Consider the following 21,791-nt stretch of genomic DNA (forward strand, 5'->3'; position numbering starts at 1 on the left):
GGACCCTGTGGGAGAGTAGGACGCCGCCGAACAATCATTGCGGAAGCCCCGCATCGAATCCTTACGGGTTCGGTGCGGGGCTTTTCTGCGTTCACGGGTCGATGGGGCGCGCCGTCCCCGGGTGGTGGGCCGGCTGGTCGGAGACTGGGGGTCCGCACCGATCGGGTTTCGGAGAGCTGCCGATGCTGGCTTTTCTGGTTGTGCTGTCCCTGTTGTTCGCATGGGCCCTCGCGGCGGACCGGCTGGCCCGGTGGAGCATCACGGCGCCGCTCGCGTTCGCCATCGCCGGCATCGTCCTCACCCGCGGCTACGACCCCGCCGTCCCCCTCGACCTGGAGGCCCACAGCGCACACCGGGGGGTCGAGCTCGTACTCGCCGTGCTGCTGTTCGTCGACGCCACCGAGGCCAGGCACTACGAGGTGCTGAAGGAGCGGTCCGTCGGAGAGCGGCGGCTGCTGTTCGTGGCGCTGCCGCTGTCGGTCATCCTCGCCACGCTCGCCGGAGCGCTGGTGTTCCCGGGTACGAACTGGTGGCTGCTGGGGGTCACGGCGCTCGTCGTCATGCCGATGGACCTCGCGCCGATCTCCATGTTCCTGCGCGACCGGCGGGTGCCGCTGCGGGTACGGGCCGCGCTGAACATCGAAGGCGGTTTCAACGACGGGCTGATCTCGCCCGTCTTCGTGTTCTGCGTGGCCAACCTGGTGAGCGCCCACTCCAGTTCCTTCGCCGACCTCGTCGTACACGCGCTGAAGGAGGCCGGGCTCGCGGTGCTCGTGGGCATCGCGCTCGGCTACCTGGCCTCGCAGCTCGTGCGGCGGGCACTCGGGTCCGGCTGGGCGAGCGCCGAGACGCTGCGGCTGGCGAGCCTCGCGCTGCCCTTCATGGCGTACGCGGCCTCGGTGCTGGTCGGCGGGAACGGCTTCGTCGCGGCCTTCGTCACGGGCCTCTGCTACGCGGCCACCGCCCACGAGGTCGGCCGGAACAACCTCGAACTCGTCCACGACGTGGCGCAGGTGATGGCCTTCGCCGTGTGGTTCACGTTCGGCAAGCTCACGGCGGACGAGTTCGCGAGCGGGGTCGGGTGGAACGTGGTGCTGTACGGGCTGCTGGCGCTGACCGCGCTGCGGTTCGTCCCCGTCTACTTCTCCGTGGCCGGGATGGGCTTCGACCGGCCCGAGCGGTGTGCGCTGGGCTGGCTCGGCTCGCGCGGGGTGACGTCCATCGTGTTCGGGATCCTCGCCGTCACCCAGCTGTCGCCCGAGGACGGGCGGTTCGTCGTCAACGCGATGAGCGTGACCGTGCTGCTCAGTGTGGTCCTGCACGGTGTGTCCGTCGTACCCGTCGCCCGCTGGTTCGAGCGGCGGACGACGGGGACCACCACCTGAGTCAGAGGCGGCCGGCGGCCTTGAGGGCCAGGTAGGCGTCGGCCAGGGCGGGGGCCAGGGTGTCCGGGGTGGCGTCGACCACGTGGACGCCGTGGCGGGTGAGCTGGTCGGCCGTGCGGCGGCGCTGGGACTGGGACTGGGTGCCGGCCGCGGCCTCGTAGACCGCTTCCGAGTTGCCGCGCGAGGTCGTCATCTCGGCCACGTGGGGATCCGCGACCGAGGCCAGCAGGACCGTGTGGCGCTGGGTGAGGCGGGGCAGCAGGGGCAGCAGGCCCTCTTCGACGGGGGCCGCGTCCAGGCTCGTCAGCAGGACCACGAGGGAGCGGCGCGGGGCGCTGCGGAGGATGGTGGAGACCAGGGTGCGGGAGTCCGTCTCGACCAGTTCCGGTTCGAGGGGGGCCATCGCGTTCACGAACGACGGCAGGATGTCGGCCGCCGGTCGGCCCTGGACCTGGGCGCGGGGGCGGCGGTCGTGGGCCAGCAGGTCCACGCGGTCGCCGGCGCGGGTGGCCAGGGCGGCGAGGAGCAGGGCCGCGTCCATCGCGGAGTCCAGGCGGGGGGCGTCTCCGACGCGGCCCGCCGAGGTGCGGCCGGTGTCCAGGCAGATGAGGATGTGCCGGTCGCGTTCGGGGCGCCAGGTGCGGACGGCCACCTTGTGCTGGCGGGCCGTGGCCCGCCAGTCGATGGATCGGGTGTCGTCGCCGGGGACGTAGTCGCGCAGGCTGTCGAACTCGGTGCCCTCGCCGCGCGTGAGGACGCTCGTACGGCCGTCCAGTTCGCGCAGGCGCGCGAGGCGCGAGGGCAGGTGCTTGCGGCTGGTGAAGGGCGGCAGGACGCGGACCGTCCACGGCAGGGTGTGCGAGGCCTGGCGGGCCCACAGGCCGAGGGGCCCGTACGAGCGGATCGTGACGCGGTCGGCCCGGCGGTCGCCGCGGCGGGTGGGGAGCAGGCGGGTGGTCAGGCGGCGGCGTTCGCCGGCGGGGATGTCCAGCCGGTGGCGGGAGGCGGCCGTCTCCGTGCCGGGGATCCAGCTGCTCGGGGGCCAGGCGTCGCGGACCCGGGCCCGGAGCCGGCGGCCGCTCGGGTTGGTGATGGTGAGGTGGACGTCCGCCGGTTCGCCGAGGCGGACCGAGGTGTCGCCCGAACGGGTGAGGCGCAGGGCGCGGACGGGTGCGGCCAGGGCCCAGTCGACGGCGCAGGCCAGCGCCAGCGGGCCGTTGACGGCGAGCATCCCCGTCCAGCTCGGTTCGAGGATGCCGACGGGGATGCTGCCGAGGGCCGCCAGCAGGGCGGTGCGTCCGGTGAGGGCCATTACCGCGGGACGGGGACGTGGGCGAGGATCGCGGTGATGACGGCGTCGGCCGTGACCCCCTCCATCTCCGCCTCAGGGCGCAGCTGGACGCGGTGCCGCAGGGTGGGCAGGGCCAGGGCCTTGACGTCGTCGGGGGTGACGTAGTCGCGGCCGGTGAGCCAGGCCCAGGCGCGGGCGGTGGCCAGCAGGGCGGTCGCGCCGCGCGGGGAGACGCCGAGGGTCAGGGACGGCGACTCGCGGGTGGCGCGGCAGATGTCGACGACGTAGCCGGCGATCTCGGGGGAGACGGAGACCTTGGCGACGGCCTCGCGGGCGGCTTCGAGCTGGGCCGGGCCGGCCACCGGGCGGATGCCCGCGGCGTACAGGTCGCGGGGGTTGAAGCCGGCGGCGTGCCGGGTCAGGACGCCGATCTCGTCCGCGCGGGACGGCAGCGGCACCGTGAGCTTGAGGAGGAAGCGGTCCAGCTGGGCTTCCGGGAGGGGGTACGTGCCCTCGTACTCGAGCGGGTTCATGGTGGCGGCGACGAGGAAGGGCTCGGGGAGCGGGCGCGGGGTGCCGTCGACGGTGACCTGGCGCTCCTCCATGGCCTCCAGGAGCGAGGACTGGGTCTTGGGAGGGGTCCGGTTGATCTCGTCCGCGAGGAGGAGGTTGGTGAAGACCGGGCCGTTCTGGAAGGAGAACTCGGCGGTGCGGGCGTCGTAGACGAGGGAGCCGGTGACATCGCTCGGCATCAGGTCCGGGGTGAACTGGACGCGCTTGGTGTCGAGTTCGAGGGATGCGGCGAGGGCCCGTACGAGGAGGGTCTTGGCTACGCCGGGGACGCCTTCGAGGAGCACGTGGCCGCGGCACAGGAGGGCGACGACGAGGCCGGTGACGGCGGAGTCCTGGCCGACCACGGCCTTGCCGATCTCGGTGCGGAGCGCTTCGAGGGAAGCGCGGGCGCTGTCCGCGGCGGCGGACTCGGTGGTCGGGTACGTCATGACGTACGGACCTCTCTTTCGAGGGCGTCGAGGTGGTCGGCGAGCGCGACGAGTGCCGCGTCGTCGGAGGGTGTGGGACCGAAGAGGGTGGTCGTCACGTCGCGGCCGCCGTCGCCGAGGCGGGCGGACACGGCGGGGACCAGCGTGACGGGGTCGTGGGCCTGCGCGGCCGGTACGCCGACCAGGGCGGCGAGGCGTTCGCGGGTGGCGGCGCGCAGCACGGTGGAGGCGCGGTCGCGGGCCCCGGCCTTGCGGTAGAGGCGGGCGCGGCCCTCGGTGGCCTCGGAGGCGCGGATGACGACGGGCAGCTTCTCGGTGACCAGGGGGCCGAGGCGGCGGGCGCGCCAGAGGGCGGCGAGGGCGGCGGCGACGAAGAGCTGGAGCAGGGCCCAGGACCAGCCGGCCGGGATCAGCTCGACGAGGCTCTTGTCCTCTTCGGCGTCGGCGGCGGGGTCGGAGTCCGCGAGGGACGGCATGTACCAGACGAGGTCCGGGCGGGAGCCGAGGAGCTGGAGGGCGAGGGAGGCGTTGCCCTCCTGGGCGAGGTTCTCGTTGAGGAGGATCGTGCCGGAGCCTAGGAGGACGGTGTCGCCGCCGGTGCCGGTGCCGGCGGTGCCGGTCGGGAGGACCAGGAGGGTGGCCTGGCCTTCGCTGGGGTAGCAGGCCGTGGTGCGCGGCAGGTCGGTGGTGTAGCGGCGGTCGTCGCCGGTGGTGGCGCGGCCCGCGGAGGTGGCGGCGGGCAGGTCGCAGGCCGGGGCGAGGGTGTCGTCGCCGGTGGCGCTCCGGGTGCGGACGCCGGGTGCCAGGTCGGTGAGGCTGTGGCTGCCGGGGGCGAGGAGTACGGTGCGGCCGCCGGAGAGGTCCATGGCCGAGCGGAGCAGGCCGCGCTGGCTGGTGCCGAGCCGGTCGGGGTCGGTGACCAGGAGGGTCGTGCCGGGTCCGGCGGCGTCGGCGGCCTCGCGGGCGGTGGTGACGACGCGGGTGGTGACGCCGTGGTCCTTCAGCAGCTCGGCGACGGCCCGGCTGCCGTAGGGGTCGGCGGAGCGGGGGTCGAGGAGGCCGTGGCGGGTGCCGGAGCTCAGGGCGGCCAGGGTGATGGCGCCTGCGGCGAGCACGGCGACGAAGGCGAGGGTGCGGCGGGTGCGGCGGATCAGGCGGGCTCGGTCGGGGGCGGGGGCGGGGGCGGTGGCTTGGCCTGCGGCTTGGGCCTGGCCTTCGTCCTGCGCTTGGCCTGCGGCCGGGGCCTGGCCTTCGTCCTGCGCTTGGCCTGCTGCTTGGGCCTGGCCTTCGTCCTGCGCTTGGCCTGCGGCCGGGGCCTGGCCTTCGTCCTGCGCTTGGCCTGCGGCCGGGGCCTGGCCTTCGTCCTGCGCTTGGCCTGCGGCCGGGGCGTGGCCTTCGCCCGGCGCCTGGCCTGGGCCTTGGGCGGGCTTGGTCGACGGGGCGGTTCCGGTGGGTCCGGGCGCGCGCCGGGGCGTCTCCTCGGGCGCCGAACGTGGCGAGGGGTCGGAGAGTGATGCGGAAGTGCGTTCGGCGCCCTGCGGGGAGCGCCCCGACACACGCCCGGCCCCACCGGAACCTGGGCGGTCGGAGGAGTGGCCCCACAGTGCGCCGCCCGTTCCGTCGGAAGTGGGGTGGTCGGTGTGTTCCGGTACGGGATCGGAGCCCGGGGCGGTCATGCGGTGGGTCCCGTCGGGAGGGGCTTGGCGCGGTCCAGGGTTTGGTCGAGGGTGCGCAGGCGGGCGTACGTGTCGGCGTCGGCGGTGCGGCCGCCGTAGGTGACGTCGTCGAAGGTACGGGCGGCCGCGCGGAGGTCCGCGGCGTGCGCGGGGAGGGCGACGGAGGCTTCGGCCGCGGCCTCGTCGGCGGTGCGGCCGGGGCGCGGGTCGAGGAGGGTGCGCTCCTCCAGGGAGCGGACGACGGCGCGCATGCGTTCCTGTACGGCTTCGGTCCAGCGGCCCGCGGCGGCGTGGGCGTCGGCGGCCGTGCGGTGGTCGGCGGCGCTGCGGATGCCGTCGGCGAAGAGGACGCCCGCGCCGGCCGGGATCCGGCCGGGCGCGCCGAGCCGCCACCACAGGGCGGTGGCGGCCAGGAGCACCAGGAGGACGATCACGACGAGGCCGAGCGTGCCTCCGGGGGTCGCCCCGGAGGCCGCGTCGAACAGGTCGTCGATCCAGTCGAGGAACTTGCGCAGGGCGCGGTCCAGCAGGCCCGGGTCGTTCTCGTGGTACATCGGCTTGGACAGTTCGCGCTCGGCCGCCTCCCGGGCGGGCTCGCGCGGTGTCGTGACCGGTGGTGTCTCGGCGCCGGGCAGGAGCGCCGTCGCGCGGGTGATGAGGCCCCCCGTGCTCATCATGCGTGGTCAGCCTCCGGTCGTGCCGTAGTTCTCGATGCCGGCTGCCCGGGCGAGCTCCAGGTCGAGTCCCTCGCGGCGGATGCGCTGGTCCACGTAGAGCAGGACGGTGACGCCGGCCAGGATCGGCATCACGATGGTCTGGGCGATGATCGAGCCGATGCCGGAGAGGACGAGCGCTCCCCAGGCGGAGGAGGCGGTGCCGTCCTCCAGGCCGCTCATGCCGCCGCCGAAGACGGCCATGCCGACGATCGTCAGCGGCCAGACGATGATCGCCGAGACGATGCCGGTAATGATGTTGGTGAGCACGGTGATGCCGAAGATGCGCCACCAGGTGCCCTGGACCAGCTTGGAGGAGCGGCCGAGGGCCTTGAAGACCGTGCTCTTCTCCAGCATCAGCGCGGGCGAGGCCAGGCTGAACTTGATCCACAGCCAGGCGAACAGCGGGATCATGACGAACGCGCCCACGACGGTCAGACCCACGCTGCCGGCCATGAGGCCGGGCAGGATCAGGACGGCGCCCAGCAGGATCGCGCCGATGCCCAGCAGGAACGTCAGGCCGAAGAGGCGCAGCATCTGGGACCGGGACTCGCGCCAGGCGTCGGAGACCGTGGAGGTCGTGCCGAGCACGGCGCGGCTGTAGATCATCGTGAGCATCGCCGTGGCCACGATGCCGCCGAGGGCCGCGATGAAGCCGACCACGACGAGGGCCGCCATGGCGACGACGATGTCGTTGACGGTCGACTGGTCGAGGGTCGCCCCCGCCTCGGGGGCCACGGCGAGGTCGGCCATCGCGTACTTCTGCGTGAGCAGGCTGAGCACCTGCACCACGGTGGCCACGACCAGGGTGATCGGCAGGACCGAGCGCCAGTGGGAGCGCATGGTGGCGACGGCGCCGTCCAGGATCTCGCCGAGGCCGAGCGGGCGCAGCGGGATCACGCCGGGCTTGGCGGCCGGGGGCTGGCCCCACTGGCCGGGGCCGCCCGGGTAGCCGTACTGGCCCTGCTGGCCGTACTGCCCGTACTGGCCCCCGTACGGGCCCTGGCCCCAGCCCTGGCCCTGCTGGGGCTGCTGGGGCTGTTGCGGGGGTGCCTGCGGGGGCGGGGTCTGGCCGGGTGAAGGGCTGGTCCACTGGCCCGGCGGCGGCTGCTCGGCCGACCATTTCGGGTCGCCGGAGACGGGACGGTCGGCGGGCGCCCCGGGCCGCTCGCCATCGGACGGATTGGGTCCGGGCTTAGCCCAGCCCGGCGAGTCGTTCATCGTCGCTCCTTCACGTGCACCTGCTGCGGCGGGGGCGCTGGTTGCTGCCATCGTGCCACGTGGGTTACACGAACGGACCAGCGATCCCCCCGGATCATCGGCAGCCCGTACCTTCAATTGTCACCCGGATCCGGGGCAGACTGGTCGACCTGATCTCCACACAGGTCCGAGGGGCGATTTCCAGCCCTTTTGGCTGTGGGACAGCTCACCGCCAGGTAACGATTAGCTAATGGGATGATGTCAACCATGAAGGGACGCGTCCTTGTCGTCGACGACGACACCGCGCTGGCCGAGATGCTCGGCATTGTGCTGCGTGGAGAAGGTTTTGAGCCGTCGTTCGTTGCAGACGGTGACAAGGCACTTGCTGCCTTCCGGGAGGCGAAGCCGGACCTGGTGCTGCTCGACCTCATGCTGCCCGGACGGGACGGCATAGAGGTCTGCAGGCTGATCCGGGCCGAGTCCGGCGTGCCGATCGTGATGCTCACCGCGAAGAGCGACACGGTCGACGTCGTGGTCGGCCTGGAGTCCGGTGCCGACGACTACATCGTCAAGCCGTTCAAGCCGAAGGAGCTGGTGGCCCGCATCCGGGCCCGCCTGCGCCGGTCGGAGGAGCCCGCTCCGGAGCAGCTGGCCATCGGTGACCTGGTCATCGACGTGGCCGGGCACTCGGTCAAGCGGGACGGTGCCTCCATCGCCCTGACGCCGCTGGAGTTCGACCTGCTGGTCGCCCTGGCGCGCAAGCCCTGGCAGGTCTTCACCCGTGAGGTGCTGCTGGAGCAGGTCTGGGGCTACCGGCACGCCGCGGACACCCGCCTGGTGAACGTGCACGTGCAGCGCCTGCGCTCCAAGGTCGAGAAGGACCCCGAGCGCCCCGAGATCGTCGTGACGGTGCGCGGTGTCGGCTACAAGGCCGGACCCAGCTGAGGTGCAGTCCGGCAGGGACCGGGGCGGCTCACGCTGGGGAAGCCTGCGGGCCGGCCGGCTGCTCCAGGAGGGGGCGCCCGGCGCCTCCGTGCTGCGGCTTTGCGTACGCCTCGTACGCCGGCCGGTGCTTCCGGCTGTCCGGCTGTGGCGGCGCAACATGCAGCTGCGGGTGGTCGCCGCCACCCTGCTGATGTCGCTCGCCGTGGTCCTCGCCCTCGGCTTCGTCGTGATCGCGCAGGTCAGCAAGGGCCTCCTGGACGCCAAGGAGGAGGCGGCGCAGAGCCAGGCCGCGGGCGGGTTCGCGGTCGCACAGGAGAAGGCCAACACCCCCGCGACCGTGGACGGGCCCGACGCCGCCGACAACAAGGTCGGACTGGACGCCAGCACCTGGATGAACTCGCTGGTCAAGCAGCTGGCCAGTGGCGGCCAGACCGCCTTCGAGGTGGTCGCGCTCGGCGCCGGCACCGGCGAGCAGGTCCTGCCCGGCACCCAGGGGGTCAAGGGCGCCCGCGCCTCGGGCAACGTGGATCCGACCGCGAGCGTGCCCGTCAACCTGCGCCGGGCCGTCAACCATTCGGCGGGCACCTTCAAGACCTTCTCGGAGATCCGGTACACCGCCGGGGCCGGGGAGAAGGCCCCCGAGCCCGCCTTGGTCGTGGGCAAGCGGCTCACCGACATCAACGGGGACCCGTACGACCTGTACTACCTCTTCCCGCTCAGCCAGGAGGAGGAGTCCCTCAACCTGGTCAAGAGCACCATCGCCACCGCCGGACTGTTCGTGGTCGTGCTGCTCAGCGCCATCGCCTGGCTCGTGGTGCGGCAGATCGTCACGCCCGTCCGGATGGCCGCCGGGATCGCCGAGCGGCTGTCGGCCGGGCGGCTGCAGGAGCGGATGAAGGTCACCGGCGAGGATGACATCGCACGGCTGGGCGAGGCCTTCAACAAGATGGCCCAGAACCTCCAGAACAAGATCCAGCAGCTGGAGGACCTGTCGCGGATGCAGCGCCGGTTCGTCTCGGACGTCTCGCACGAGCTGCGGACCCCGCTGACGACGGTACGGATGGCCGCGGACGTCATCCACGACGCGCGGGTCGACTTCGACCCGGTCACGGCACGCTCCGCCGAACTGCTCGCCGGCCAGCTCGACCGGTTCGAGTCGCTGCTCGCCGACCTGCTGGAGATCAGCCGGTTCGACGCGGGCGCGGCCGCCCTGGAGGCGGAGCCCATCGACCTGCGGGACGTCGTACGCCGCGTCATCGACGGGGCCGAGCCGCTCGCGGAGCACAAGGGCAGCCGGATCCGGGTGCTCGGCGACACCCAGCCCGTCATCGCCGAGGCCGACGCCCGGCGGGTGGAGCGGGTGCTGCGCAACCTCGTCGTCAACGCCGTGGAGCACGGCGAGGGGCGCGACGTGGTGGTCCGGCTGGCGTCCGCGGGCGGGGCCGTCGCGGTCGCCGTACGGGACTACGGCGTCGGGCTCAAGCCCGGCGAGGCGACCCGCGTCTTCAACCGCTTCTGGCGGGCCGACCCGGCCCGGGCGCGCACGACGGGCGGCACGGGCCTGGGCCTGTCGATCGCCGTCGAGGACGCCCGGCTGCACGGCGGCTGGCTGCAGGCATGGGGCGAGCCGGGCGGCGGCTCGCAGTTCCGCCTCACCCTGCCGCGCACCGCCGACGAGCCGCTGCGGGGCTCGCCCATCCCGCTGGAACCCGAGGACTCGCGGGCCAACCGGGCCAGGGCCGCGGCCGAGGCCGCCGGCAGCGCGGCGGACCGGCAGCAGCCCGCGGACACGGGGGACCGGTCGCCGATACCGCCGCGGCCGGCGGTGGCCTCGGTGCAGTCCGTACCCGCCGACCCGACGGCCCTGCCGGGCAGCGGCGCCAGGGTCGTGGCCCGGCCGGCCGAGCAGGCACCACAGGAGGAACGAACCGATGCCGATGCCGATGCCGACGGACGCTGACGCAGTGCCGGGGAGGGCGCGCGCCGGGGCCCGCGGCAGGAGGCTGCGCACGCTGCGCGCGTACGCGCTGGGCGCGGCCGGGCTGCTGCTGGCCGGGTGCGCCTCGATGCCCGACCACGGGGAGATCCGCCGGGTGCAGGCCTCGCAGGGCGTCGACTCGCAGGTTCGGGTGTTCGGCGTACCGCCGGCGGACAAGGCCAGCGCGGGTGACATCGTCGACGGCTTCCTGGAGGCGATGACCAGCGACGATCCGCAGCTGGAGACCGCCCGCAAGTACCTCACGGAGGAGGCGGCGAAGAGCTGGCGGCCCGGCACCGCCGTCACCGTGCTTTCGGCCGGCCTCGACCGGTTCCCGGTCCGCACCGAGAAGGACCCCGACGGGCCCCGCTGGAAGGTGACCGGCAAGAAGCTCGCGACCGTGGACGAGCGCAGCGCGTACCAGCCGGAGAGCGGGGACTACGCCGAGTTCCTCCAGCTGGTGCAGGAGGACAAGCAGTGGCGGATCTCCAGTCCGCCGAGCACCCTCGTGCTGAGCGAGTCGGACTTCCAGCGCATCTACCGGCCGGTCAACAAGTACTACTTCGCGGGCGGCACCCTGGTCGCCGATCCCGTGTACGTGCGCCAGCGCAGCGACCCGGACTCGCGGATGGACCCCACCACGCAGACCGTCCAGTCGCTGCTGGCCGGGCCGTCGAGGTGGCTCGCACCGGTCGTCGAGTCCAGCTTCCCCACCGGGACGGAACTGCGGTCGGGCACCAAGTCCCTTTCGTACGACGGCCAGAACACGCTGCGCGTGCCGCTGAACGACAAGGCGGACAACGTCGCGTCGCCGCAGTGCCAGAAGATGGCGACCCAACTCCTCTACACGGTCAAGGAGCTGACGGGCTCCCGGCTGGACCGGGTCGAACTGCTGCGCTCCGACGGGAAGTCGTCCTCGCTGTGCGAGGTGACCTCGGTGACGGCGGACGTGATCGCGAAACGGCCCGGGACGCCCGAGTACCAGTACTACGTCGACGACCAGGACCGGCTGGTCCGGATGAAGCTCGACGTGACCGGCGAGGACCAGCCGCCCCGCTCCGAACCGGTGCCGGGGCCGCTCTCCGCGTCGCCCGGGTTCAAGGTCGGCTCCGCGGCCGTGTCGTACGACGAGCGGCGCGCGGCCGTGGTCTCGCAGGACGGGCACGGGCTGTACGTGGTGTCGCTGACCGGGTCCGGGGTCATGCCGCAGCCCGTGCTGACCGGGAAGGGCGCCAAGCCGAACACGCTGACCACGCCCAGCTGGGACGCTGCGGGCGACCTGTGGGTCGTCGACCAGGATCCGCAGGCGCCGGGGCTGTGGCGGGTGCCGGACGGCACCGGGACCCCCGAGAAGGTGCAGGTGGCCGGGCTCGACGGGCGGATCACCTCGCTGAAGGCCTCCTCCGACGGGGCGCGCATGGCGCTGCTCGTGGAGAAGGGCGGCCGCAAGACCCTGTGGGTGGGGCGGATCGAACGGCCCGACGGCAAGGGGGACGTCTCGGCGGTGTCGGTGCGCGAGCTGCGTCCGGCGGCTCCGCAGATGACGGACGTGACGGCGATGAGCTGGGCGCCGCGGGGCAGGCTGCTGGTGGTGGGCCGGGAGACCGGCGGGGTCGTGCAGGCCCGCTACATCCTGGCGGACGGCTCGCTGGTCGCGGCGAGCCTGCCCGGGGCGACCGGGCTGAGCGCGGTCGCGGTGGCCGCGTCGGAGGACGAGGCGAAGCCGAAGCCGGTGGTGGGGTACTCGGCGGACGACGGCATCGTGTGGCTGCCGCCGGGGGCGCAGTGGCGCAAGGCCGGGGTGGGCGGCCGGAACCCGGTGTATCCGGGCTGACCCTGGCTGACCCTGGCTGACCCGGGCTGACGCGGGCTGACCCGGGCTGACCCGGGCTGACCCGGGCTGACGCGGGCCGACGCGAGCTGACTCGTGCTGACCCGTGCGTTGTCCACAGGGGTGGCGGGTCCTTCGGGGGGACCGGCACCGTGGGGGCATGCGGGGGTGGTGGCAGGAGCTGGCCGGTCTGGTCCTGCCGGTGGACTGCGCGGGCTGCGGGGCCGCGCGGGTGCTGCTGTGCGCCCGCTGCCGGGAGGCGCTGGGCGGGGCCGGGGCTGCGCGGGCGCGGCCGTTCCCACCGCCCGCGGGGCTGCCGACGGTGTTCGCGGCCGCGGCGTACGAGGGACCCGTACGGGCCGTCCTGCTGGCGCACAAGGAGCGCGGGGCGCTGCCGCTGGCCGGGGCGCTGGGTGCTGCCCTGGCGGTGTCGGTGCGGGCGGCGCTGACGGGGCCGGCGGGGCCGGCGGGGGCGGGGTGGGGCGGGCGGGAGGTGGTGCTGGTGCCCGTCCCGTCGGCGCGGCGCCAGGTCAGGGCGCGCGGGCACGATCCCGCGCGCAGGATCGCGCTGGCCGCGGCGGGGCGGCTGCGGCGGGCCGGTGTGCCCGCGCGCGTGGCGCCCGTACTGCGGCTGCGGCGGGCGGTGGCGGACCAGGCGGGCCTGGGGGCCCGCGAGCGCCGGGAGAACCTCGCGGGGGCGCTGGAGGCGGGCCCGGGCGGGGCGCGGCTGACGGCCGGGGCCGGGCTCATGCTCGTCGACGATCTGATCACCACGGGAGCCACGCTGGCCGAAGCGGCCCGGGCGGTTCGGGCGGCCGGTCTGGGCGACGGGGCCGCGCCGCGGGCGGCCGTGGTGGCCGCAACTCGGACAGAGCAACAAACCGGTGAATAGATTTGGAACTGCCGGGGAAGGTCCATCGTTGCAGGTAGTAAGAGTGGACGGCCACCGGAACGGAAGTACGTTCCGGTAGCGGGTGCCGACAACCGTCATAGAGGGATATGTTCGGTTGTGAGGACTGGCGAGCCTTGGGCCCACGCATCGCCGTCGCTCGACTCCGAAGTCGGTGGGGTGTAGATCTTGCCGATGGGGGAGGAGGAGGTGAAAGTCGCCAAGTCCGAGGCTCCGGCCTTCACCGGAGTCTGGTGCGAAAGGGAGACGCTTCGCCCCGTCGGGCGGAGCTATCCGGGAACGGAGTTCTGCGTGGACATCGTCGTCAAGGGCCGCAAGACCGAGGTGCCCGACCGGTTCCGCAAGCACGTGGCCGAGAAGCTGAATCCGGAGCGGATCCAGAAGCTCGACGCCAAGGTGATCAGCTTGGACGTCGAGGTGTCGAAGGAGCACAACCCGCGCCAGGCCGACCGTTCCGACCGTGTGGAGATCACTCTGCGTTCGCGGGGCCCGGTCATCCGTGCCGAGGCCGCCGCAGCCGACCCGTACGCGGCGCTGGACCTGGCTCAGGACAAGCTGGAGGCCCGGCTGCGCAAGCAGCACGACAAGCGCTACACCCGCAGGGGCGCGGGCCGGATCTCGGCGGCCGAGGTCGCCGATGTCGTGCCGGACGCCGCGCAGCTGAACGCGAATGGCGAGCCGTTCTCCGAGGAGAAGACGAACGGGGTTCCGATCACCCGGATCGGATCCATCGAAGTGCAGGGCGAAGGCCCGCTCATCGTCCGCGAGAAGACCCACTCGGCCTCGCCCATGTCCCTCGACCAGGCTCTGTACGAGATGGAGCTGGTCGGACACGACTTCTATTTGTTCGTCGACTCCGAGACGAAGCTGCCCAGCGTCGTCTACCGACGGCACGCGTACGACTACGGCGTGATTCACGTGAACCCCGACGGTGCCTCCAGCTCGGAGGAGCCGCGCGGTGGTGCCGGGGGCGCGCTCGGCGGCTGAGCACCCACCTCGTTCCGCCGCCCCCGCGGGACGCTCCGGCGTCCCGCGGGGGCCTTTGCATGGCGCGTATGCGCCGGGTGTATGGCGCGTATGCGCCGGGCGGTCGGCGACAGCCCCCGCGCCGTGCCGCGGGCATGGAATCATGGCGGGCAGTCAACCGGCGGCGTGGCCGGTCCGGTTGGCCCAGCAGCTCGGCACATGCAGGGGGAGGAACGATGGCGGACAGCTTCGGGCCGGTGCGCGGTGACGACGGTGCGGGCTGCCGTGAGGCGGACCCGGCCGCCGGGTCCGCCGGGGCGTCGGCGGGGGAGCCCATCCGGGTCCTCGTGGTCGACGACCACGCGCTCTTCCGGCGCGGGCTGGAGATCGTCCTCGCGCAGGAGGAGGACATCCAGGTCGTCGGCGAGGCGGGGGACGGCGCGGAGGCCGTGGACAAGGCGGCCGACCTGCTGCCGGACATCGTGCTGATGGACGTGCGGATGCCCCGGCGCGGCGGGATCGAGGCGTGCACCTCGATCAAGGAGGTGGCCCCCTCCGCGAAGATCATCATGCTGACGATCAGCGACGAGGAGGCGGACCTCTACGACGCGATCAAGGCGGGTGCGACCGGCTACCTGCTGAAAGAGATCTCCACGGACGAGGTGGCCACGGCGATCCGGGCGGTCGCGGACGGCCAGTCGCAGATCAGCCCGTCGATGGCGTCGAAGCTGCTCACCGAGTTCAAGTCGATGATCCAGCGGACCGACGAGCGGCGGCTGGTGCCGGCGCCGAGGCTGACGGACCGGGAGCTGGAGGTCCTGAAGCTGGTGGCCACCGGCATGAACAACCGGGACATCGCCAAGGAGCTGTTCATCTCGGAGAACACCGTGAAGAACCACGTCCGCAACATCCTGGAGAAGCTTCAGCTGCACTCCCGGATGGAGGCCGTGGTCTACGCGATGCGCGAGAAGATCCTGGAGATCCGCTAGCCGTCCGGGGCCGTCACGGGCGCCGTGCCGTGAGCTCCGCCCGGACCGCCGCCGCCTCCTGCGGGCTCTGGGCCCGCTCGACGCGCACCTCCTCGCACCCCACCCACCGGGCGGCCTCCCACAGGGCCTCGGCCATCGCGGGAGCGGCCCCCGGGGTCTCCAGGGAGAGCTGTCGGGCCACCAGGGTGCGGCCTTCGCGGCCCGGGTCGACGCGGCCCGCGAGGCGGCCGCCCGCCAGCAGCGGCATCGCGAAGTACCCGTGCAGCCGCTTCGGCTTGGGGACGTAGGCCTCCAGGCGGTGCGTGAAGCCGAAGATCCGCTCCGTGCGGCGGCGGTCCCAGACCAGCGAGTCGAACGGCGAGAGCAGCGTCGTGCGATGGCGGCCCCGGGGGGTCGCCGCGAGCGCCGCCGGGTCCGCCCAGGCCTGCTTCCCCCAGCCCTCCACCGCGACCGGGACCAGACCGGAGTCCGCGAGCACCGCGTCGACCTGGTCCCCCTTGAGGCGGTGGTAGTCGGCGATGTCGGCGCGGGTGCCCACGCCCAGCGACTGCCCGGCCAGGGCGACCAGGCGGCGCAGGCACTCGCGGTCGTCCAGGTCGTCGTGGAGCAGCGCGTCGGGCACGGCGCGCTCGGGCAGGTCGTAGACCCGCTTCCAGCCGCGGCGCTGACTGCACACGACCTCGCCGGTGTCGAGCAGCCACTCCACCGCGATCTTGGTCTCGGACCATTCGAACCACTCTCCGCCGTTCTTGGCGCCGCCCAGCTCGGTGGAGGTCAGCGGACCGTCCGCCCTCAGCCGGTCCAGGACCGCCCGCGTCGACTGCTGCTTGTCCGCCAGGATGTGCCAGCGGTGGCCGCGCTCCTGGTTGGCCCGGCGGCGGAAGGCGAAATGCGGCCATTCCTCGATGGGCAGGATGCAGGCAGCGTGCGACCAGTACTCGAAGGCGTGCCGGTCCGACCAGTAGGCCTTCTCCACCGCGTCCCGGCCCACCGCGCCGAGGCGGGCGTACGGGATCAGCTCGTGCGAGCGGGCCAGCACCGAGATCGTGTCCAGCTGTACGGCGCCCAGGTGACGCAGTACGCCGCGGACACCGCCGCGCCGGTCGGGCGCGCCGAGGAAGCCCTGCGCGCGCAGCGCGATGCGGCGTGCCTCGTCGGCGGACAGGGACAGGGTCGGCTGCGGCAGGCTCGTCATGATCCGCAGCCTAGGACGCGCCACTGACATCGCCGGGCAGGTACGGGAGCGCGGGGGCCAGGCCCAGGTCGGAGGGGAGCAGGGCGCCGACCCAGCAGTCCCGCGCGGTGCCGTTGCGCATCACGCCGGCCCGCAGTACGCCCTCGAAGCGGAAGCCGGCCTTCTCCGCGACGACGCGGGAGCCGGTGTTGCCGGCCTCGGCGCGCCACTCGAGGCGTACGGCGCCCACCTCGGTGAAGGCCCAGCGGGCCACGGCGCCCACGGCCTCGGTCGTGTAGCCCTGCCCGCGGTGCTCCTTGACCGCCCAGTAGCCGATCTCGTACGCGTCGGTCCCGTGCACATGGACGCCGACGGCGGCGACCAGCGGACCGTCGCCCCCCAGGCGCACGGCGAAGGCGTACGCGGTGTCCTCGCGCCAGCCGCCCGGCACGACCTCGTTGACGAAGCCGTGCGCGTGCTCCCGCCCGTAGGGGGAGGGGACCAGGGTCCAGCGCTGGATGTCGGGGTCCTGGCAGGCGCCGTACACCTCGTCCTCGTCAGAGGGGGCGAAAGGGCGCAATTCCAGCCGGGACGTCGTCAGTGTCGTGTGCTCCATGAACGGATTCTGGTGCCCGGCCGGGTGCCGGGGGAACTCTTTTTCACAACGGCCTGCGGGAACAGCGGCACCTTCCGAGCCTCCCGTACGTTCTCAATCCGGGCGCCCATGCCCTCGCGGCTACGGCGGACCTCCCGACGCGACCACGTCCTCGCTTACGATGGCCGTTGCGGTGGGGCCCACCTGCCGTGCCCGTGTACGAACAGTGCCCAGGCCCGACCGGCAAGGAGACAAACCTCGGTGTCCGTCTTCAACAAGCTCATGCGTGCAGGCGAAGGCAAGATCCTGCGCAAACTGCACCGCATCGCGGACCAGGTCAACTCCATCGAAGAGGACTTCGTCAACCTCTCCGACGCCGAGTTGCGGGCGCTCACGGACGAGTACAGGCAGCGGTTCCAGGACGGCGAGAGCCTGGACGACCTGCTGCCCGAGGCGTTCGCGACCGTACGCGAGGCCGCCAAGCGCGTCCTCGGCCAGCGTCACTACGACGTCCAGATCATGGGCGGCGCCGCGCTGCACCTCGGCTACGTGGCCGAGATGAAGACCGGTGAGGGCAAGACCCTCGTCGGCACCCTGCCCGCGTACCTGAACGCGCTGTCCGGCAAGGGCGTCCACCTGATCACGGTGAACGACTACCTCGCCGAGCGCGACTCCGAGCTGATGGGCCGGGTGCACAAGTTCCTCGGCCTGGAGGTCGGCTGCATCCTGGCGAACATGTCGCCGGCGCAGCGCCGCGAGCAGTACGGCTGCGACATCACGTACGGCACGAACAACGAGTTCGGCTTCGACTACCTGCGCGACAACATGGCCTGGTCGAAGGACGAGCTCGTCCAGCGCGGCCACAACTTCGCCGTGGTCGACGAGGTCGACTCGATCCTCGTCGACGAGGCCCGCACCCCGCTGATCATCTCCGGCCCCGCCGACCAGGCCACGAAGTGGTACGGCGACTTCGCGAAGCTGGTGACCCGCCTGACCAAGGGCGAGGCCGGCCAGCCGCTGAAGGGCATCGAGGAGACCGGCGACTACGAGGTCGACGAGAAGAAGCGCACCGTCGCCATCCACGAATCGGGTGTCGCGAAGGTCGAGGACTGGCTCGGCATCGAGAACCTCTACGAGTCGGTGAACACCCCGCTCGTCGGCTACCTCAACAACGCGATCAAGGCCAAGGAGCTCTTCAAGAACGACAAGGACTACGTCGTCATCGACGGCGAAGTCATGATCGTCGACGAGCACACCGGCCGCATCCTCGCCGGCCGCCGCTACAACGAGGGCATGCACCAGGCCATCGAGGCGAAGGAAGGGGTGGACATCAAGGACGAGAACCAGACCCTCGCCACGATCACCCTGCAGAACTTCTTCCGCCTCTACTCGAAGCTGTCGGGCATGACCGGTACGGCCATGACCGAGGCCGCCGAGTTCCAGCAGATCTACAAGCTCGGTGTCGTCCCGATCCCGACCAACCGCGACATGGTCCGCAAGGACCAGCCGGACCTGATCTACCGCACCGAGGTCGCGAAGTTCGCCGCCGTCGTCGACGACATCGCGGAGAAGCACGAGAAGGGCCAGCCGATCCTCGTCGGTACGACGTCGGTCGAGAAGTCCGAGTACCTCTCCCAGCAGCTGTCCAAGCGCGGCGTCCCGCACGAGGTCCTCAACGCCAAGCAGCACGACCGGGAGGCGACGATCGTCGCCCAGGCCGGCCGCCGGGGCGCCGTCACCGTCGCCACCAACATGGCCGGCCGCGGTACCGACATCAAGCTCGGCGGCAACCCGGACGACCTCGCCGAGGCCGAGCTGCGCCAGCAGGGCCTGGACCCGGAGGAGCACATCGAGGAGTGGGCGCACGCCCTCCCCGCGGCGCTCACCCGGGCCGAGGCGGCCGTGAAGGCCGAGTTCGAAGAGGTCAAGGACCTCGGCGGGCTGTACGTGCTGGGCACCGAGCGGCACGAGTCGCGCCGCATCGACAACCAGCTGCGCGGCCGCTCCGGCCGACAGGGCGACCCGGGCGAGTCCCGCTTCTACCTGTCGCTGGGCGACGACCTGATGCGCCTGTTCAAGGCGCAGATGGTCGAGCGCGTCATGGCCATGGCCAACGTGCCGGACGACGTGCCGATCGAGAACAAGATGGTGACCCGCGCGATCGCGTCGGCCCAGTCGCAGGTCGAGACCCAGAACTTCGAGACGCGCAAGAACGTCCTGAAGTACGACGAGGTCCTCAACAGCCAGCGCGAGGTCATCTACGGCGAGCGCCGCCGCGTCCTGGAGGGCGAGGACCTCCAGGAGCAGGTCCGCTTCATGATGGACGACACGATCGACGCGTACATCGCGGCCGAGACGGTCGAGGGCTTCGCCGAGGAGTGGGACCTGGAGCGCCTGTGGGGCGCCTTCAAGCAGCTCTACCCGGTGAAGGTCACCATCGACGAGCTGGAGGAGGCCGCGGGCGACCGGGCGGGCATCACCGCCGAGTTCATCGCGGAGTCCATCAAGGACGACATCCACGAGCAGTACGAGACGCGCGAGAAGACGCTCGGCTCCGACATCATGCGCGAGCTGGAGCGGCGCGTGGTGCTGTCGGTGCTGGACCGCAAGTGGCGCGAGCACCTGTACGAGATGGACTACCTGCAGGAGGGCATCGGCCTGCGGGCGATGGCCCAGAAGGACCCGCTGGTCGAGTACCAGCGCGAGGGCTTCGACATGTTCAACGCCATGCAGGACGGCATCAAGGAGGAGTCCGTCGGCTACCTGTTCAACCTGGAGGTCCAGGTCGAGCAGCAGGTCGAGGAGGTTCCGGTGCAGGACGCGGCGCCGTCGCTGACGAAGGAGCCGGCCCGTCCGGAGATCCGGGCGAAGGGGCTGGACGCGCCGCAGCGTCCGGACCGGCTGCACTTCTCGGCGCCGACCGTCGATGGTGAGGGCGGTGTCGTCGAGGGCGACTTCGAGGCGGATGGCGCCGGGGGCGCCGACGGTGACGGGATGACGCGGGCGGAGCGGCGGAAGGCCGCGAAGGCCTCCGGCGGGCGTCGCCGCAAGAAGTAACCCCTGCGGGGACGAGCTCACCGGCCGGGTCCGGACACCTCACGGGTGTCCGGCCCCGGCCGGTTGCGTTGCGGGGGTGGTGGGGCGGGTGCCGGTGCCGATGCCGGTGCCGGTGCCGCTGGGTGGGCCGGCGGTGGGTGGGCCGCTGCGGCGCCGCTGCGGGGCTCTGCCCCGGGCCCCGCGCCTCAATCGCCGGCGGGGCTGGGGGTTGCCCGGGTGGGGCTGGGATGTGGCCCGGTGGAGCTGGGGTGTGCGCGGGCGGGGCTGGGATGTGTCCGGGCGGGCTGGGATGTGTCCGGGCGGAGCCCGGGGTGTGCTCGGCGGGTTGGGATGGCCGGTGGCGGTGCGGCGGCGTTGTGGGGCTCTGACCCGGGGCCCGTGCCTCAGTCGCCGGCGGGGCTGAGGGTTGGCCGGGGAGCTCGGAGTTCTACTGCTGTGCAGCGCCAGCGGAGGTCTGGGCCCTGTTCCAGGCGGAAGGCCATGGCCGTCATGCGGTCGCCCGTGGCGATGCGGGCGAAGGCCTCGATGACGCCCGGGCCCGGGGTGAAGCGGCCGCACTGGCGGACGACGGGACGCAGGTGGTCGCGGAGGTGCTCGGCCGGGGCCAGGGTGACCAACTGGTCGTAGGCGGGGCCGACGGTGTGGCCGAGGAGGGAGTGGACCGGCCTCAGGCCGCTGACGACCGCCAGCAGGCGATCGGCGAACCAGTGGTGCGGGCCGAGCCGCAGGGCGCGCGGCGGGGTCGCCGGGCGCCGGGTGTCGCGCCGTCCGGCGGGCCGAGTCCGGGACTGGCCGCCGGCCCGGCGGCGGGCCGCCTCGCCACCGATCGTGCCGCGCATCGTGGTGTCCATCGCGATCTGCCCCCGAACAGGCCGGGCCCGGCGGATACCGGGCGGTAACTTGATGGGGATCTTCTACGTCGCCCCGAACACGCTCCGCAAGCGCCCACTCACCCGGCCCGCCCGAGGATCGGGTTCACCTATCCGAGTGCCCGACCCGCTCCCCAGGGCCTCGGCGGCGCCCCGCCGAGGGGCCGGAGTGGACGGAGCACGCCCCCGCTCCCGCACCCCGAAGGGGGACGAGCCCGTCACCCAGAGGGCGGCCCGGCCCCCCGGGTGGCGCAACGGGGCGTGAGGGGGGCGGGCGGCCCGGCCCCGGGGTCACCCAGCGGCGTGTGCCGGAGCGCGGCCCCGGCCCTCGGGTGGCGCCGTGGCGTATGACGGTGGGCGCACCGGTCCCCCCGGTGGCGCAACGGCTTGTGGCGGCGTGTGGCCCGTCCCCCCGAGGATGCACGGAGGCGTGACGAGGGCGGCTGGGCCCGGGTGGCGGAGCGGCGTGTGTCGGCGGGGTGGCCCGGCGCCCCGGGGGCGCAGCAGGGTGTGACGGTGGGCGTCCCGGTGGCAGAGCGGCGTGTGACGGTGGGCGGGCCGGTCCACGGTGGCGGAGGCACGGGTGGAGGTGGGCTGCCCCGCCCCCCCCGGCCCCGCCCCCCCGGCCCCGCCCCCCCCGGCCCCGGTGCCCCGGGGCGTGCAGCGGCGTGTGGCTGAGCGTGGCCCCGCCCCTGGGGCGTGCAGCGGCGTGTGGCCAGGGAGGGCCCCGCCCCCCGGGTCGCGGAGCGGCGTGTGGCGGTGGGCGGGCGCGCCCACGGTGGTGGAGCCGCGGGTGGTGGTGGGCTGCCCGGTCCGCGGTCCCCGGTGCCCCGGGGTGTGCAGCGGCGTGTGGCCGAGGGTGGCTCCGCCCCCCCGGGTGGCGGAGCGGCTTGTGGCGGTGGGCGGGCGCGCCCACGGTGGTGGAGCCGCGGGTGGCGGTGGGCCGCCCGCCCCTCGGCCCCCGGCCCCCGGCCCCCGGCCCCCGGTTCCCGGTTCCCCGGGGCGTGCAGCGGCGTGTGGCCAGGGAGGGCCCCGCCCCCCGGGTCGCGGAGCGGCGTGTGGCGGTGGGTGGGCGCGCCCACGGTGGCGGAGCCGCGGGTGGCGGTGGGCCGCCCGCCCCTCGGCCCCTCGGCCCCTCGGCCCCTCGGCCCCTCGGCCCCTCGGCCCCTCGGCCCCTCGGCCCCTCGGCCCCTCGGCCCCTCGGCCCCTCG

Annotated in this window: 16 protein-coding genes; 8 read left to right on the forward strand and 8 right to left on the reverse strand. The window is 73.2% G+C overall.

The window, feature by feature from the left end; genetic code table 11:
• Positions 1-182: 182 nt before the first annotated feature.
• On the forward strand, positions 183-1,385 hold the full coding sequence (locus ACFWP3_RS07855) for a cation:proton antiporter (protein ID WP_384217350.1): 1,203 nt from the start codon (positions 183-185) through the stop codon (positions 1,383-1,385).
• 1 nt (position 1,386) lies between these two features.
• Here the strand turns inward: ACFWP3_RS07855 and ACFWP3_RS07860 are convergent, their stop codons facing one another.
• The 5 genes from ACFWP3_RS07860 to ACFWP3_RS07880 form a co-directional block, all read right to left on the reverse strand.
• On the reverse strand, positions 1,387-2,697 hold the full coding sequence (locus ACFWP3_RS07860) for a DUF58 domain-containing protein (protein WP_384217352.1): 1,311 nt from the start codon (positions 2,695-2,697) through the stop codon (positions 1,387-1,389).
• Positions 2,697-3,677, reverse strand: coding sequence for an AAA family ATPase (locus ACFWP3_RS07865; RefSeq protein WP_384217353.1), 981 nt, complete (start codon positions 3,675-3,677; stop codon positions 2,697-2,699). The genes ACFWP3_RS07860 and ACFWP3_RS07865 overlap by 1 nt, the downstream gene beginning before the upstream one ends.
• A complete protein-coding gene (locus ACFWP3_RS07870; RefSeq protein WP_384217357.1) occupies positions 3,674-5,233 on the reverse strand; it encodes a DUF4350 domain-containing protein in 1,560 nt (519 codons plus the stop codon). Before ACFWP3_RS07870 ends, ACFWP3_RS07865 begins: the two co-directional genes overlap by 4 nt.
• A gap of 116 nt (positions 5,234-5,349) precedes the next feature.
• Positions 5,350-6,030, reverse strand: coding sequence for a DUF4129 domain-containing protein (locus ACFWP3_RS07875; protein ID WP_384217360.1), 681 nt, complete (start codon positions 6,028-6,030; stop codon positions 5,350-5,352).
• 6 nt (positions 6,031-6,036) lie between these two features.
• A complete protein-coding gene (locus tag ACFWP3_RS07880) occupies positions 6,037-7,287 on the reverse strand; it encodes a hypothetical protein (protein ID WP_384217362.1) in 1,251 nt (416 codons plus the stop codon).
• Between the two features lie 234 nt (positions 7,288-7,521).
• On the opposite strand from ACFWP3_RS07880, the gene mtrA reads away from it, so the two are divergent.
• From mtrA to ACFWP3_RS07910, 6 genes are all read left to right on the forward strand, one after another.
• The gene (mtrA, locus tag ACFWP3_RS07885) at positions 7,522-8,211 is read left to right on the forward strand and encodes a two-component system response regulator MtrA (protein ID WP_189747360.1); all 690 of its coding nucleotides are present in this window, start codon (positions 7,522-7,524) and stop codon (positions 8,209-8,211) included.
• Between the two features lies 1 nt (position 8,212).
• On the forward strand, positions 8,213-10,171 hold the full coding sequence (mtrB, locus tag ACFWP3_RS07890; RefSeq protein WP_384217365.1) for an MtrAB system histidine kinase MtrB: 1,959 nt from the start codon (positions 8,213-8,215) through the stop codon (positions 10,169-10,171).
• A complete protein-coding gene (locus ACFWP3_RS07895) occupies positions 10,143-12,023 on the forward strand; it encodes an LpqB family beta-propeller domain-containing protein (RefSeq protein WP_384217367.1) in 1,881 nt (626 codons plus the stop codon). Before mtrB ends, ACFWP3_RS07895 begins: the two co-directional genes overlap by 29 nt.
• 157 nt (positions 12,024-12,180) lie before the next feature.
• Positions 12,181-12,912 carry a ComF family protein gene (locus tag ACFWP3_RS07900; RefSeq protein ID WP_384217370.1) on the forward strand — a complete coding sequence of 244 codons (732 nt, stop codon included), beginning with the start codon at positions 12,181-12,183 and terminating at the stop codon, positions 12,910-12,912.
• 309 nt (positions 12,913-13,221) lie between these two features.
• Positions 13,222-13,917 (forward strand): ribosome hibernation-promoting factor, HPF/YfiA family, encoded by a 696-nt coding sequence (hpf, locus tag ACFWP3_RS07905; RefSeq protein ID WP_384217608.1) that lies wholly within the window; start codon positions 13,222-13,224, stop codon positions 13,915-13,917.
• Positions 13,918-14,132: 215 nt separating this feature from the next.
• The gene (locus ACFWP3_RS07910; protein ID WP_384217372.1) at positions 14,133-14,885 is read left to right on the forward strand and encodes a response regulator; all 753 of its coding nucleotides are present in this window, start codon (positions 14,133-14,135) and stop codon (positions 14,883-14,885) included.
• 13 nt (positions 14,886-14,898) lie between these two features.
• On the opposite strand, the gene ACFWP3_RS07915 is transcribed toward ACFWP3_RS07910, so the two are convergent.
• Both ACFWP3_RS07915 and ACFWP3_RS07920 read right to left on the reverse strand, forming a co-directional pair.
• A complete protein-coding gene (locus ACFWP3_RS07915; protein WP_384217375.1) occupies positions 14,899-16,110 on the reverse strand; it encodes a winged helix-turn-helix domain-containing protein in 1,212 nt (403 codons plus the stop codon).
• A complete protein-coding gene (locus ACFWP3_RS07920; RefSeq protein ID WP_384217377.1) occupies positions 16,091-16,675 on the reverse strand; it encodes a GNAT family N-acetyltransferase in 585 nt (194 codons plus the stop codon). The genes ACFWP3_RS07915 and ACFWP3_RS07920 overlap by 20 nt, the downstream gene beginning before the upstream one ends.
• Before the next feature lie 240 nt (positions 16,676-16,915).
• On the opposite strand from ACFWP3_RS07920, the gene secA reads away from it, so the two are divergent.
• On the forward strand, positions 16,916-19,711 hold the full coding sequence (gene secA / locus ACFWP3_RS07925) for a preprotein translocase subunit SecA (RefSeq protein WP_384217380.1): 2,796 nt from the start codon (positions 16,916-16,918) through the stop codon (positions 19,709-19,711).
• Between the two features lie 383 nt (positions 19,712-20,094).
• On the opposite strand, the gene ACFWP3_RS07930 is transcribed toward secA, so the two are convergent.
• Positions 20,095-20,562 (reverse strand): Rv3235 family protein, encoded by a 468-nt coding sequence (locus ACFWP3_RS07930; RefSeq protein ID WP_384217382.1) that lies wholly within the window; start codon positions 20,560-20,562, stop codon positions 20,095-20,097.
• Positions 20,563-21,791: the final 1,229 nt, after the last annotated feature.

The organism is Streptomyces sp. NPDC058525 (assembly GCF_042719495.1).
Classification (GTDB): Bacteria; Actinomycetota; Actinomycetes; order Streptomycetales; family Streptomycetaceae; genus Streptomyces.